At 58.0% G+C, this 14,436-nt stretch carries 11 protein-coding genes; 7 read left to right on the top strand and 4 right to left on the bottom strand.

Annotation, left to right across the window (positions count from 1 at the left end; all coding sequences use genetic code 11):
• The first annotated feature begins 25 nt into the window (after positions 1-25).
• Positions 26-1,669: a chaperonin GroEL gene (gene groL, locus BKD70_RS05710; protein WP_047274181.1), complete on the top strand. Its 1,644-nt coding sequence runs from the start codon at positions 26-28 to the stop codon at positions 1,667-1,669.
• A gap of 1,034 nt (positions 1,670-2,703) precedes the next feature.
• On the top strand, positions 2,704-4,395 hold the full coding sequence (gene ltrA / locus BKD70_RS05705; RefSeq protein WP_080960308.1) for a group II intron reverse transcriptase/maturase: 1,692 nt from the start codon (positions 2,704-2,706) through the stop codon (positions 4,393-4,395).
• A 268-nt stretch (positions 4,396-4,663) separates the two neighbouring features.
• On the opposite strand, the gene BKD70_RS05700 is transcribed toward ltrA, so the two are convergent.
• Complete coding sequence (locus tag BKD70_RS05700; RefSeq protein WP_047274183.1) at positions 4,664-6,613, bottom strand: LTA synthase family protein; 1,950 nt, start codon at positions 6,611-6,613, stop codon at positions 4,664-4,666.
• A 203-nt stretch (positions 6,614-6,816) separates the two neighbouring features.
• Here BKD70_RS05700 and colR point away from each other — a divergent pair, with 203 nt between their 5' ends.
• The 5 genes from colR (at position 6,817) to BKD70_RS05675 (ending at position 10,594) form a co-directional block, all read left to right on the top strand.
• A complete protein-coding gene (gene colR, locus BKD70_RS05695) occupies positions 6,817-7,500 on the top strand; it encodes a two-component system response regulator ColR (protein ID WP_047274185.1) in 684 nt (227 codons plus the stop codon).
• Entirely contained in the window at positions 7,490-8,767 is a 1,278-nt protein-coding gene (locus BKD70_RS05690) for a HAMP domain-containing sensor histidine kinase (protein ID WP_047274187.1), read from the top strand. Before colR ends, BKD70_RS05690 begins: the two co-directional genes overlap by 11 nt.
• A gap of 202 nt (positions 8,768-8,969) precedes the next feature.
• Positions 8,970-9,650: a class I SAM-dependent methyltransferase gene (locus BKD70_RS05685; protein WP_047274189.1), complete on the top strand. Its 681-nt coding sequence runs from the start codon at positions 8,970-8,972 to the stop codon at positions 9,648-9,650.
• Between the two features lie 3 nt (positions 9,651-9,653).
• The gene (locus BKD70_RS05680) at positions 9,654-10,367 is read left to right on the top strand and encodes a lipopolysaccharide kinase InaA family protein (RefSeq protein WP_047274191.1); all 714 of its coding nucleotides are present in this window, start codon (positions 9,654-9,656) and stop codon (positions 10,365-10,367) included.
• Complete coding sequence (locus BKD70_RS05675) at positions 10,367-10,594, top strand: hypothetical protein (protein ID WP_047274194.1); 228 nt, start codon at positions 10,367-10,369, stop codon at positions 10,592-10,594. Before BKD70_RS05680 ends, BKD70_RS05675 begins: the two co-directional genes overlap by 1 nt.
• 85 nt (positions 10,595-10,679) lie before the next feature.
• Here BKD70_RS05675 and BKD70_RS05670 read toward each other — a convergent pair whose 3' ends face one another.
• The 3 genes from BKD70_RS05670 to BKD70_RS05660 are packed head-to-tail and all read right to left on the bottom strand — an operon-like array spanning position 10,680 to position 14,304.
• Positions 10,680-11,777: a DUF1513 domain-containing protein gene (locus BKD70_RS05670; protein ID WP_047274196.1), complete on the bottom strand. Its 1,098-nt coding sequence runs from the start codon at positions 11,775-11,777 to the stop codon at positions 10,680-10,682.
• Between the two features lie 14 nt (positions 11,778-11,791).
• Positions 11,792-12,856 carry an imelysin family protein gene (locus BKD70_RS05665; RefSeq protein WP_047274198.1) on the bottom strand — a complete coding sequence of 355 codons (1,065 nt, stop codon included), beginning with the start codon at positions 12,854-12,856 and terminating at the stop codon, positions 11,792-11,794.
• Positions 12,857-12,882: 26 nt separating this feature from the next.
• A complete protein-coding gene (locus BKD70_RS05660) occupies positions 12,883-14,304 on the bottom strand; it encodes a di-heme oxidoredictase family protein (protein ID WP_047274200.1) in 1,422 nt (473 codons plus the stop codon).
• Positions 14,305-14,436 lie beyond the last annotated feature (132 nt).

The raw sequence follows: 14,436 nt of genomic DNA, 5'->3' as shown, positions 1-14,436 counted from the left end.
ACACAGTATTTAAGGAAGAACGATCATGGCTGCTAAAGAAGTTAAATTTGGCGATTCCGCCCGTAAGAAAATGCTCGCCGGTGTCAACGTCCTGGCTGACGCAGTAAAAGCGACCTTGGGCCCTAAAGGCCGTAACGTGATCATCGAGAAGAGCTTCGGCGCTCCGACCATCACCAAGGACGGCGTGTCCGTTGCTAAAGAAATCGAGCTCAAAGACCGCTTCGAAAACATGGGCGCGCAACTGGTTAAAGACGTTGCTTCCCGTGCCAACGACGACGCTGGTGACGGTACTACCACTGCAACCGTTCTGGCTCAATCGATCGTCAACGAAGGCCTGAAAGCCGTCGCTGCCGGCATGAACCCGATGGACCTCAAGCGCGGTATCGACAAAGCGACCATCGCTATCGTCAAAGAACTGCGTGAACTGGCCAAGCCTTGCGCTGACAGCAAAGCGATTGCTCAGGTAGGTACTATCTCTGCCAACTCCGACAACTCCATCGGCGACATCATTGCCGAAGCCATGGAAAAAGTCGGCAAAGAAGGCGTGATCACCGTTGAAGAAGGCTCGGGCCTGGAAAACGAACTGTCTGTGGTTGAAGGCATGCAGTTTGACCGCGGCTACCTGTCCCCTTACTTCGTGAACAAGCCAGACACCATGGTGGCTGAGCTGGACGGTCCGCTGATCCTGTTGGTTGACAAAAAGATCTCCAACATCCGCGAAATGCTGCCAGTCCTGGAAGCCGTTGCAAAAGCCGGCCGTCCACTGCTGATCGTGGCCGAAGACGTTGAAGGCGAAGCCCTCGCGACGCTGGTTGTGAACAACATGCGCGGTATCGTGAAAGTCGCTGCCGTAAAAGCACCTGGCTTCGGCGACCGTCGCAAAGCCATGCTGCAGGACATCGCCGTTCTGACGGGCGGTACCGTTATCTCCGAAGAGATCGGCCTGAGCCTGGAAAGCACCACCCTGGAGCACCTGGGTAACGCCAAGCGCGTGATCCTGTCCAAAGAAAACACCACCATCATCGATGGTGCTGGCAACGATGCGGACATCCAGGCACGTGTGACCCAGATCCGTGCACAAGTGGCTGATACCACTTCTGACTACGACCGTGAAAAACTGCAAGAGCGTCTGGCCAAGCTGTCCGGCGGTGTTGCTGTGATCAAGGTAGGTGCCGGTTCTGAAGTTGAAATGAAAGAGAAGAAAGCCCGCGTTGAAGACGCCCTGCACGCTACCCGTGCAGCCGTTGAAGAAGGCGTGGTACCTGGCGGTGGCGTGGCACTGGTTCGCGCTCTGCAGGCCATCTCTGAGCTGAAAGGCGACAACGCTGATCAAAACGTCGGTATCGCGCTGCTGCGTCGTGCAGTAGAAGCGCCTCTGCGTCAGATCGTTGCCAACTCCGGTGACGAGCCAAGCGTCGTGGTCGACAAAGTGAAGCAGGGTTCGGGTAACTACGGTTACAACGCGGCCACTGGCGAATACGGCGACATGATCGAAATGGGTATCCTTGACCCGGCTAAAGTGACCCGTTCGGCTCTGCAAGCGGCTTCGTCGATTGCCAGCCTGATGATCACCACTGAAGCGATGATCGCCGAGATCCAGGAAGACAAACCAGCTGGCGGCGGCATGCCAGACATGGGCGGCATGGGTGGTATGGGCGGCATGATGTAGTGCGACGAGAGTCGCTATAGGTAGAAGCACCTAGCGGGCTACATCTTAGGTGATCACCGGTTGAACCGGTGATCACTTTCCCGCAGAAACAGCTTAAAAAACCCGAAGTCCGGGCGTCAAAACCCGGATTTCCGGCACTCACAAGGTGCTTAGAATTCGGCGTAATGTCGCCTATATATCGTGATTTTCTCTCTGGAAATCATCAGAACGATATGCGTACTGAGCTTGCAGATTTTGAATCACTGCGAGGGAGGTATGGGAAATCGTGTCCAAAGAGCTGGCCTGCTCCTATCTATAGGGCGCAAGCCATAGCTGTCATTGTCTCACCCGGAAACCGCAAGGTAGAGGGGCGCGAGACCTTTTGTTCAGCCAAAAGTAGCCTAGGGATAGTGCGTCGCTGGTAACGGCGGGGTGCGAAGCTTCCTGACAATGTAGTCCCATGATTCTGTGGTGTGTGGTCGCCGCGAGGCACCATGCAGACCCTGCGAGCAACACGCGGGTGAGACGCTAGGCTGGTTGGTATGGCCAACGTAAGTGAACTGCTGATAAACACCGTCAACCGCATGGAGCCAAAGTTGCTGATAGGCTTTGACCAAAATGGTGCATGACTGGTTGTCCCTTTTACATCTGGGGGCACGCTGACATTGAGTCATCGGTGAATAGGCAGGGCCTAACCCATCCTTGTGACGGTTATGGAACTCGGTAAGCCCGTATTTTCGCCATTGGCCTGTATGGCAAGGCAGGTCGACCGTGAGGAAGACTGTTGAAAATGCGGGTAGAGGATGTCGGAAAAAGCGAATGCCTCCCTGTAATGGGGTTGGATAAGGGCTCTGCCCTGACTGGAAACGGTGCTGACTTCCGACTGGTCTTTGATCGCGAGAAGGCCTGTAAAGCCATCAAGAACAGACGTTTGTCGGTTTGACCGGCTGCGTCTAACTCATAGAAATCCCTTGCGGGGCAGTGTACTCACTCCCCCACAAGGGCGACGTGCGTCTACTGCCCTCTGGGGAAATCTTCTCTGGAGGAAAAGCAAGATGAGTGCGTCTGAAATAGAAGTACCTGCGTCCTCCCATCTGGCCATCAGTTGGCATTCGATAGACTGGGAAACAGGTCATCGACAGGTGCGAGGGCTACAGGTACGGATCGCGAAGGCAGCCAAGAATCAGCAATGGCGGCAGGTGAAAACCTTGCAGCGTATGCTGGTTCGCTCGTTTGCCGCCAAGGTATTGGCGGTTAAACGGGTCACTGAAAACCGGGGTCGCAGGACTCCCGGCGTCGATGGGGAAACCTGGAGCACGCCTGAAAGCAAATGGAAGGCAGTTTTTCGGTTAGAGCGCAGGGGCTACAAGCCCCGGCCACTGCGGCGGATTTACATTCCCAAAGCAAATGGCCAGCGTAGACCGCTGGGGATTCCGACGATGCTGGATCGAGCGATGCAGGCGTTATACCTGCTGGCACTTGAACCGGTGTCTGAGACCACAGCCGACCGAAATTCCTATGGCTTTCGCCCTCACCGTTCCACGGCAGATGCAATCGAGCAATTGTTCGTCAATCTCGGTCGCAAGCATTCTGCGCAGTGGGTCATGGAGGGCGATATAAAGGGATGTTTCGACAACATCAGTCACGACTGGCTGATCACTAACGTCCCGATGGACAAAGTGGTTCTAAGGAAATGGCTGAAAGCGGGATATTTGGAATCCGGTCGATTGAATCCGACAGGGGCGGGAACTCCGCAAGGAGGGATCATCTCGCCCGTATTGGCCAACCTGGCCCTTGATGGACTGGAAAAGGAGCTCGAATCTCGGTTCGGGCAGCGTAATACCAAAGCCAGCTACAAGACCAAGGTCAACTATGTGCGATACGCAGATGATTTCGTCATCACCGGCATCTCGAAAGAGCTGCTGGAAAACGAGGTGAAGCCACTCGTCGAAGCCTTTATGGCCGAGCGGGGGTTGAGCCTTGCGGTGGAGAAAACGTTGTTCACGCATGTATCGGATGGGTTCGATTTCCTCGGTCAGAATATTCGCAAGTACGGTGACAAGCTGCTGATAAAGCCAGCCCACAAGAACGTGAAAGCATTTCTGGCCAAGGTTAAGGCGTTGGTTGAAGCGAACAAAGCGGCACCGGCCAGCCTGTTGATCAAGCAGCTCAATCCAGTTATTCGGGGTTGGGCCAATTATCATCGGCCGATTGTCGCCAAGCAGACCTTCAACTACGTGGATTACAGGATCTGGAAATTGCTATGGCGATGGTGCAGGCGGCGACATCTGAATCGCTGCAAACGTTGGATCAAGGAAAAATACTTCAAGCGCGTGGGAACACGTAGTTGGGTATTCTCCGGGCTACACCCCAGCGGCAAACTGCTCCACTTGTTGTACGCCAGCGATACGCCGATCAAGCGGCACACCAAGATCAAGGCGGAGGCTAACCCATACGCCCCAGAGGACGAGATGTACTTCGAGCAACGGCTGGAATATGCGTGGCGAAGCTCGGACGAGGGGAAGCGGAAGACGCTGAAGCTGTGGCTTGGCCAGAGCAAGCGCTGCCCGATGTGCAAGCAGTTGATTACGTTCGAAAGCGGGTGGAACATTCACCATGTTATCGAGCGGCACAAGGGCGGATGCGACGAGCTGGGCAATCTGGTGTTGTTGCATCCCAACTGTCATCGACAGTTACACAGTGCGGCACCGGCTCTTTCAACTGAGAAAGGGCTTACAAAGGCTTGAGCTGTATGCGGGGAAACTCGCACGTACAGTTCTTAGGGGAGGGACGGTCAGTAATGGCCGTTTCTTACCCGACAGCCAGCCTTACCCCGATACGCAAAAGCCCCGCCTGAGTGATCAGGCGGGGCTTTTTATTGTTTGCGGTTTTAGGAAGGCTCCGTGTTCAGGTCGTTAGCGGCGCAACATGCTCTTGAAGTGGGGAACACCTGCCGCCGTGGCCTGGCGATCTCACGGCTGCGTGCCGTTTAAGGCACGCAGCTGCGTTTTCGCTTTAGCGTTTTGTGACCTGTTCGGGCACAGCCTGTACGGGTTTCCAGCTCAATAACTGCTGTTTGTAGCCATAACTGGCGGTCTGGTAATAGGTGATTGCCCGCTCAATCAGGGCATCGGTGGCCGGTACGCGGGATTCAACACTGGCGGTCAGTGCCTGGTCGTGGCGACGCAAGCCTTGGCGCGGGCTCAAAATCGCCAGATCGTTGCCGTCGAAAAGCCCCAGGTGCTGGTAGTTGCCCACCACCACCCGTGGCGGCAGCGGGTTATCTTGCAGCAGGTTGCGGCCGAAAAACGTGGACTGATAATCCATGTTCAACAGGCCGAGCAGGGTCGGCGCCAGGTCGATCTGGCTGGCCAGTTGTGCGCTTTCCCGGGCCTGGATCAGCTTGGGTGCATAGATGAACAGCGGGATCTGGTAATTGGCGATCGGCAGGTCTTCTTTGCCGGCGCTCCCCGCCGTGTGGTCGGCCACGAAGATGAAGATCGTGTTGTCGAACCACGGTTTCTTGCGGGCATCGTTCAGGAACTGGCCGATAGCGTAGTCAGTGTATTTCACCGCGCCGTCACGGCCATTCCCCGACTTGATATCGATTCGGTTGTCCGGGTACGTATAAGGACGGTGGTTTGAGGTGGTCATCAATTGCAACAAAAACGGCCTGTTCTGCGCATAGTCAGCATCGGCCAGTTTCAGGGTTTCGCGGTACAGGTCTTCATCGGCCATGCCCCACGCGTTTTTGAAGTGAATGTCAGCTTCGTTCACGCTGCTTTGGTCCACCACGCGGTAGCCGTTACCGCTGAAAAACGCATTCATGTTGTCGAAGTAACCACGGCCGCCATACACAAACACACTGTCGTAGCCGACGGCGTTGAGTTGCTGGCCCAAGCTGGCAAAACCGCTTTCCCGGCCAATACGTTTGACGATGGAGCGTCCCGGTGTCGGTGGAATGGCCAGCGTAATGGCTTCCAGGCCGCGATCGGTGCGGGTGCCGGTGGCATAAAAGTTATTGAAATACAGGCTTTCTTGGCGCAACCGGTCAAGGTTCGGAGTGAGCTGGCGATCATCGCCGTTGCTGCCCAAGTACTTGGCGCTCAAGCTTTCGATGGTCACCAGCACAATATTGGGCTGGATGGGCGACCCGGGGTTGTCGATCGTGCGGCGGATATCCAGCGGGTCTTTGCCCACAAACGTCGCGTTGGGCTCTGTCAGCTCGGCGCGCAATTGTTTGGCCACCACCTCAGCGGGCAAGCTGGTGTAGAACTGCGAGTAATCCAGCTCGTTGTTGCGAAAGGCCGCGAAAAATTGATAAGGCCCGTTGCTTGCCAGTTCGTGCTGGTAGGCATTGCCGCCTTGGCCACGCGGGTTGTCTTGATCGAGCAGTTGCGCGCTCAGGCCAGCAAGCAGCGCCAGACCGGCGAAGCTGGCCACGCGGGTGCTCACCGTGGGCAGTGGCGCATTCATGGCGGCATTGAAGGGTTTGCGCAGAGCAAAGCACAAGGCAATGGCCGTCGCTGCAATGGCGCTGAGCAAAGCACCTATTGGATAGGACTCCAGCACGTTATTGAGCACTTCATCTGAATAGACCAGGTAGTCGACAGCGATGAAATTGAAGCGCACGCCGAACTCGTCCCAGAACAACCACTCCGCCACGGCCGTGAAGAGCATGGCAAATATGCTGACACCCAGTAACCCTTGCAGAAACCAGCGATGCCCCCGTCGACGCCACAGCGCAGGCGGGCACAACAACAGATAAAGGCCCAGAGGCAACGCGGCGTAAGTCAAAAACCCAAGGTCGTAGACCAGGCCAACGCCCACTACCGGCAGCCATTGGTGTCCCGCTTCCCCCCAATGGGTGGCCAGCAACAGGCTTCGGGTCATGAGAAAGGTTGCCAGCCAACAGCCTGTCAACAGAAGGAGATAGCGCATTGGCGCGGTGTGCAGCAGACGCATGGTTGTTTTTCCGTAAACCCGTGGGGTGCGCAAGTCTGCTGAGGGGGCTGTCGGCCACTTGTGAACCGCAGGTGAAAAAAATGTTAAGCCTTGATGACACTCAACTAAATAGCCAGAACGCCTTGTGGCGCTGGCCCTGCGGCGTGGTTCGCACTAAGCTGCGCGGGCCAAGACGGCCGTAACTGCGTACGGAGAAAGTGCCCATGCGAATTCTATTGGTTGAAGACAACCGCGATATCCTCGCCAATCTGGCTGATTACCTGGGGCTTAAAGGCTATACCGTGGATTGCGCGCAAGACGGTTTGTCAGGCCTGCATCTGGCAGCCACCGAGCATTACGACCTGATCGTGCTCGACATCATGTTGCCCGGCATTGATGGCTACACCTTGTGCAAACGCCTGCGTGAAGATGCGCGTCGCGATACGCCGGTCATCATGCTCACCGCGCGGGATCAGTTGGACGACCGTTTGCAGGGGTTCAAGTCAGGAGCCGACGATTACCTGCTCAAGCCGTTCGCCTTGTCGGAACTCGCGGCCCGCATCGAAGCCGTGCTGCGCCGTGCTCAGGGCGGCGGGCGTCGCGAGTTGCAAGTGGCGGATCTGAAATACGACCTCGACACCCTTGAGGTTACCCGCCAGGGCCGCCTGCTCAAGCTCAACCCGGTGGGCCTCAAGCTGCTGGCGGTGCTGATGCAAAAAAGCCCCCACGTGTTGCGCCGTGAAGTACTGGAAGAAGCCTTGTGGGGCGATGACTGCCCCGACAGTGACAGCCTGCGCAGCCACGTTCATCAATTGCGTCAAGTGATCGACAAACCGTTCGACAAGCCGCTGCTGCAAACCGTGCATGGCGTGGGCTATCGCCTCGCCGAGGCACGCGATGGAGTTTAAGCAAAGCCTCGCCCAGCGGATCATCATTGCGTTTGCGCTGATGAGCGCGCTGGTCGCGGGGACGTTCGCCATGGGCATCGTGGCCACCGTGCACCTGGTGGAAGAGAAGCTCATTTCGGCGGGTCTGGGCGGCGACTTGCAGCGTCTGCTGCTGATGGACAATGTGACGGATTGGAACCACCGTCCCGAGCCGGATCAGCTGTTTTATTACAGTGGCGGGCGCGGCGATTTCGCCTTGCCCAAGGATTTGCGACATCTGGAGCCGGGCTTCCACGAAGTATTTCGCGATCAGCTGTCGTATCACGCCATGGTGGAAGTGGTGGACGGGCGTCGCTACGTATTGCTGCAAGACCAGAGTGATTTCGAAGAGCGCGAACGGGTGCTGTTTGCCGTGGTGCTGGTGGGCTTTGTACTGGCGCTGGCGCTGGCCGTGTTTCTGGGGTGGGTGCTGGCACGCCGGGTGATGGCTCCCGTTGTCAGGCTGGCACGGCAGGTGCGTCACCGCGACCAGCTCCTTGGGCTGGCACCGCCGCTGGCGCCCGATTACGCCGCTGACGAAGTGGGGGAACTGGCCGTGGCTTTTGACGCTACCTTGGGCCGGCTGCGGGCCACCCTCACGCGTGAACGCCTGTTTACCAGTGACGTCAGCCATGAATTGCGTACGCCCTTGATGGTACTGGCCAGCTCCTGCGAGCTGTTGCTCGAAAGCCCAGCCTTGGATCAGCGCAGTCGTTCGCAGGTTGAGCGGATTTCCCGCGCGTGTGAAGAAATGCGTGAACTGGTGCAGACCTTCCTGATGCTGGCGCGTGCGCAGCATGAGGACGCCAGCATGTCGCCCAAGGTCAACCTCTCGACAGTGGCTGAAGGCCTCATCAGCTTATGGCGCGGGCCTATCGAAGCCAAAGGGCTGGAACTGATCTATCAGCCAGGCGACCCTCTGGATACGCTCTACAACGCGACTTTTCTGCATGCAGTGATGGGCAACTTGCTGCGTAATGCCTTGCATTACACCGACACCGGTTTCATCCGACTGACCCTCGAACCGACCGGTTTTGTGGTGGAAGACAGCGGCGTAGGGATCCCGGAAGAGAAACGTCAGGCGATGTTCCAACCCTTCGTGCGCGGCAGCGAAAAACGCGGAGAAGGGCTTGGGCTGGGGTTGTCGCTGGTTCAGCGAATCTGTGACAGCCAGGGCTGGCGCGTAACGCTGACCACCATGGAGCCCAATGGCTGCCGATTCCGCGTTGAACTCAATCCTTCGGATTGAGCCTTTTTTGCGACGGGTTGCGCCCTGCAGGCTGTCGCAAAACTAGAGCTTTTAGTCGATAAGTGGCCCTGCGCCACTATTTCTAGCCTGTAAAACCTTGCAACCCTTGCGGGGTTTACACCACGTTTTTTTCACTCGTTGATGACCTGAAGCTCACAGCCGCCTGATTAAGGTGATGGCTACACGCTTCAGGAGAGCCATCATGAGCCCCGCCATCAAACTCAAATTTTCTGAAAAGTACGACCCGCAACACGCCTCGAATTATCTGTTAAAGCACCAGAACGGTTTGGCACGGCGCTTGTCCCATGCCCGGGACGAACAATTGGCCCGCCATGCCCTGGCGTTGGCCGGTGATCCTGGAGTGGTGCTGGATTTGCCCTGCGGCGCGGGGCGTTTTTGGCCGTTGCTGGCGCAAAGACATAATCGTGAAATCATTGGCGCGGACAATTCAGCGTCTATGCTGGATGTGGCTTCAAAGGCGCAACCTGACGAAGTGGTCAAACGGGTACGCCGTTTGCAGACATCTGCTTTCGACATCGACCTGCCCGACAACGCGGTCGACAGTATTTTTTGCATGCGCCTGCTCCACCATATCGGTGATGCCCGTCATCGGATGGCTCTATTGCGTGAGTTTCATCGTGTTAGCCGCGACAGTGTGATTATTTCCCTGTGGGTCGATGGCAATTTCAAGGCGTGGAAACGCAAGCGCCTTGAGCATCGACGCGGTGCTTCATCTGTGCAGGAAGGTTACCAAAATCGATTTGTGTTACCTGTTGCTACAGTTGAGGACGAGTTCAAGAAGGCCGGTTTCACCATTCAGAAACATCTGGATTTTATTCCGCTGTACGCGATGTGGCGGGTTTACGTATTACGCAAGAGATAGCTCATGACCGTTTTTTTTGTACAGCAACCCCCGATGTCCACTGAAGATTGCTTTGAACATTACTGGCGCCAAGAAGGTGAATGGGTTGAAGAACCCAACCGGCGGCGGGGCGGGGAGAGTGGCGTACAAAGGATTCATGAGAATGGCAAGTTGCTCTATGCCAAGCGTCAAGTGGGTCATATTTACCGCAGCTGGCGCTACCCCCAGGGGCGTCCGACGGTGCTGCGCGAACGTGATGCACTGCTCGGGTTGCGCGAACTGAAGGTGAATGTGCCGGAGTTGGTGTTTTGCGGCGCCAAACAGGCGCAAGACAAACAATGGCGTGCCTTGTTGGTCACATCGGCGCTGGACGGTTATATCGAAATTCAAGACTGGTACGCCGCCGGCGGTCGCGAGCAGTACGGCGAAGCGGTGCACGACCGGGTGCTTCAAGCCGTTGCACAGAACCTGGCGCGCATGCACTTGGGGCGCTGGCAGCACGGATGCCTTTATATCAAACACGTTTTTGTGCGGGTCACGGGCACCGCCCAGGCTGCTCAGGTCGATGCCGCGCTGCTGGATCTGGAGAAATGCAGGCAACGTCTGACGCCGTATAAAGCGGCTTCGCACGATCTGAAACAGTTACGACGCCATTCGTCGTGGAGCGATACCGACTGGCGCAAACTCATCTACTTTTACGAAACGGTGTTTGGCAGCGCCATCAAAGGTTTACGGTGATGAAGCGAGAAATTGCACGAGGTTTGTTTTTGCTGGCTGCACTGGCCATTGCGTCAGTGGCGCTGGCCGCCTGGGAGCAACCCAGACCACAGGTATTGAGCGCCACCCTCAGTGGCAATCACTGCCCGTTGCCGAGGGTGGCCAAGGTTGAGAGCGTGGCCAAGCCCGATCACGACTTGCTGCTGTTCATGTTCGGTATGTCCCAGGGGTTGCGTCCACAGAGTTGAAAACATGTCAGAGGCGTTCTATAGCAGTCGCCGGACCGACCCCCGGCGACGCGCTCCCTCAGCAATTGCTAACCCGGCGTCTGCTTTACATCACGTGTAAATGGTTATCCCAAAGCCCGGCTGGCAGATCCAGAGGTTGGGCAGTCAATTGGGGTTGTCGGCAATCATAGAACCGGCACCGGCCTTGCCCCGAAGTCACCACAAAACCGTCCTTCACCGCCGCTACACCCGCGCAATCCGCTAATGGCGCATCCAGGCGCACCGCGCCACTGTCCAGATCCCAGATAAAAAACCGATTGCCCCTCGGCGCCGTCAAGGCCACCAGCCGCAGATCACTGTGCACCGCGACGCTGGCCGTGTAATGGCCCATGGCGCGCAGCTGTTGTTCAGCCACAGGGAAAGGCTCGAAAGGCTGGCCCGGCCGTTTGATCGCCAATAACTCCGACAACTCGTGGGCATCGCCCATGAACTGCTGGCAGGCCACCACGGTGCCATCGCTGGCAATGCCCAAGTGCCGCACACTGTTCATCTGCTGGCTCAAGGTCTCTTTGCTCAGCAGGGTGCCGTCGCGTTGCATCAGTACCAGGCTGGGCTCCATGGCGTTGAGGTTCATCTCGACGCGGCTTTCGGCTTCGGTGCGAATGCCGCCGTTGGCCACCACCAGGGTTTCGCCGTCCGGCATCCACGACACCTGATGCGGGCCGACGCCATGGGTCGGGATCTCCCCGCTGTGAATCAGGCGTTCGCCTTCAAAGCGGTAAACCCCCAGCAATCCGCGGCCCGGATCGGTCGTGTCGTTTTCAGTGGCGTAGAGCCATTCGCCGTCCTTGTGAATCACGGCATGGCCATAAAAGTGACGATTGGGCAGCGACGTGAGGGTTTGCAGCAACGCCCCGTCCTTGAGGCTGATGAGGTAGCTTTCGGTGCCTGGGCGGCGGGCGACGAACAGCGCAATGGGCTGGGTCGGGTGGTTGATGATGTCGTGGCAGCGTTGTTTGACCTGGGTATTGAACACCTGGGTGCCGTCGAGCGTGTAGCCGACGGCGAAGTGATTGCCGTCGACGTCGTCACGGGCACTGAGCAACAGCGGGCTTTGGCCCTTCTGTTTGAACAGCGACCAGCCGCCCAGCGTGACGGCGCTGAGCAGTAAACCGCCAAGTTTCAAAGCTTGCCTGCGCATCATCGAACCTTCCTTCATTAATCGCCGTCGTTGGCGTTAAAGCCCAACTGGATGCCCAACGCTTTGGCCAGCTCGCCTTCGTGCAGGCGGTGAACCACGTTCAGGCTGTCGTAGATCGCATCCAGTTGAGCGCGGCCGGCGTCGTCAGCGAGCAACTCATTGAGCGACCGGGTGTTGTCATTGAACAGTTTGAGCGACGCGTCGTATGCCGCATCGATCTTGTCAGCCAGCGGCTTTTGATCGGCAGGCAGCAGGCCGCGCAGGCCCTTGTTGTCGACACCGACCCACACTGTCCGGGCAGCGGCGAGGCTGGCGGCCAGGCTTTTGAGCGACGACTCGCTGCGCCATGCGTCAGCCTGGAAGGGCTGCGGAATGCCTTTGCTCTGGCGGCCCATCGGCGTGCCGAGCTTTTTCTTCAGGGTGTCCAGTGCAGTGACCTGAACCCGCAGCAAGTCAGCGATAGCTTCGTGGGAGTCGGCATAGCGCTGGTTCGGGAACTTGGTCATTTGCGCCAACATGCCGTCAGTGCTGTTCCAGCTCGCCAGAATGTCTTCGGCCAGTTGCTTCTGACGTTCGCCAATGGCGCTCAGCAGCGGGCAGTAACGGGCTTTGGTGGCCTCGTCAGCGAGGTCGATTTTGCTGTCGAACAGGATGTACTCGTAAGCGGACAACCCCTGGACCACGACGCTCGATTTGGCCAGTGCGGCGGCATCAATTTGCGGTTGGGCGATGACCAGTTGCTCGACCTGACGGCCGACCAGATTTTTTTTGTCCGGCCAGAACTGGACTTGCCACGAACGGTTGCCTTCAGCCAGTGGCCCGATCAGCAAGGGTTGCAGTTCGGCCCAGGCTTTCTGTGCGTGCAGGTAATCGGCCCGCGCGGTGTCGAGTGTTTCCTTGCCCTGGCAATAGGCCAATGCACTGACGGCCAGTTGACGGTCGGCGTCTACCCAGCGGCTGTAGGTGGGCAGGATTACCTGTTTGGCGATCGCAGCCGAGGTAACCGCTTGCGGGTCCTGGGGGGCGCACGCGCCCAGGGCTAACGCGGCAAGGCTGGTGAACAACAACTTGGGTCGAAACATGTCGGGGTCCCCGATCGTGTAGGCGTTTAAAGAGAATTCAGGAACGCCAGCAACGCAGCGCGCTGCTCGGCATTGAACTGTAAAACGTTCTGGCGCGCCGGTTCGGCTTCGCCGCCATGCCACAGCACGGCTTCGAGCAGATTGCGGGCGCGACCGTCATGCAAAAACTGGGTATGGCCGCTGACGTTTTGGGTCAAGCCGATCCCCCACAGCGGCGGCGTACGCCACTCGCGACCACTGGCGGCAAACTCGGTCCGGTGGTCGGCCAGGCCCTCGCCCATGTCGTGGAGCAGCAAGTCGCTGTAGGGGTGAATCACCTGATTGGCCAGTTCGGGCTCGGCGGCGTCGGGTGCGGTGGTGAAGGTGGGCGTATGGCACGCCACGCACCCGGCCTTGTAGAACAGGTTTTTCCCGGCCAGCACCTCGGGCGCCCCGACATCACGGCGTGCCGGCACGGCGAGGTTGCGGGTATAGAACTCCACGAGGCGCAAAATGTTGTCGCTGACTTCGGGTTCGCCGTCCGCGCCGTTGCCATTGGGCGCTTCAAGGCATGCCGTTTGGGCCTGGGTGCAATCATCGAAGGGTCTCAAAGACGTGGTGAGCCCCATATCACCAGAAAAGGCGTGAACATTTTGTTGATTGAGGTTCGGTTGACCGGCTTTCCAGCCAAATCGGCCCAACACCGTTTTTTGTTGCGCGTCATCCCAGACCCAATTGGGGCGCCCGGACACCCCGCCTGCGTTGTCGTCTTTGGCGTTGGCCAGGATCGCGGCTTCGGGGATGGCTTCGAGCAGCCCGAGGCCGATCATGGGCGGGGCAATGCGTGCCGAAAAACGGGTGTCCGGGTGCATCGGGCCATAGCCCAACTGGGTGATCTGCAAGGCTGGTTTGCGCAGCTCGACTTCGGTGCCGTCCTTGAACCGGACGGAAACCGGCTCGTAGTCGACGCGCACTTTGCCTTCCGGGACGACGCCGGGCACCGACATGTCCTGCAACTGGCCGCCATAGGTAGGCTCGGGAACAATACCGGCTTGCTCGATCAGGGTGGCAAACGTCGGGTCATCCGGGATCGACAGGCGTACCAGCATCGACACCGAGTTTTTCGCAGTGGGAGCGGGCGGATGGCCGCGACCGTCCTTGATATGGCAGTTCTGGCAGGCATTGGTATTGAACAGCGGGCCGAGGCCATCGCGCGCGGTGGTGGTTGAAGGCGCGATCACCCATGGGCTGCGGAAGAAGCTGTTACCGACACTGAAGTCCAGACGCCGGCTGGGTGCCAGGTTGGCAGACGGCAGGGAAAAGGCGTTCTGGTCGGTTTTGCGCACCGTGGTGGCTCCCCCGGAGCGGGCTTCGCCAGGCTCGGGTTTGGTAAAGCGCGGGGCATCGTCACAACCGTTCAGGCCCAAGGCCACGAGCAGCAGCGACAGGCGAAGAGGCAACGAAGGCATCAGCGTCCAGTTCTACGAGCAAAATCGAGGGCACAAAGTCTAGCAGGGAAGGAGAATTGAAATAAGAGGAATTAGCGTTTGGTTTGACTTACGGCAGTCAAGGCGTCTCATCACGTGAAAAGGCGACCCGCA

The organism is Pseudomonas sp. BS-2016 (assembly GCF_001806145.1).
GTDB lineage: Bacteria > Pseudomonadota > Gammaproteobacteria > Pseudomonadales > Pseudomonadaceae > Aquipseudomonas > Aquipseudomonas lundensis.
This window is presented reverse-complemented; position numbering and strand designations above follow the sequence as displayed.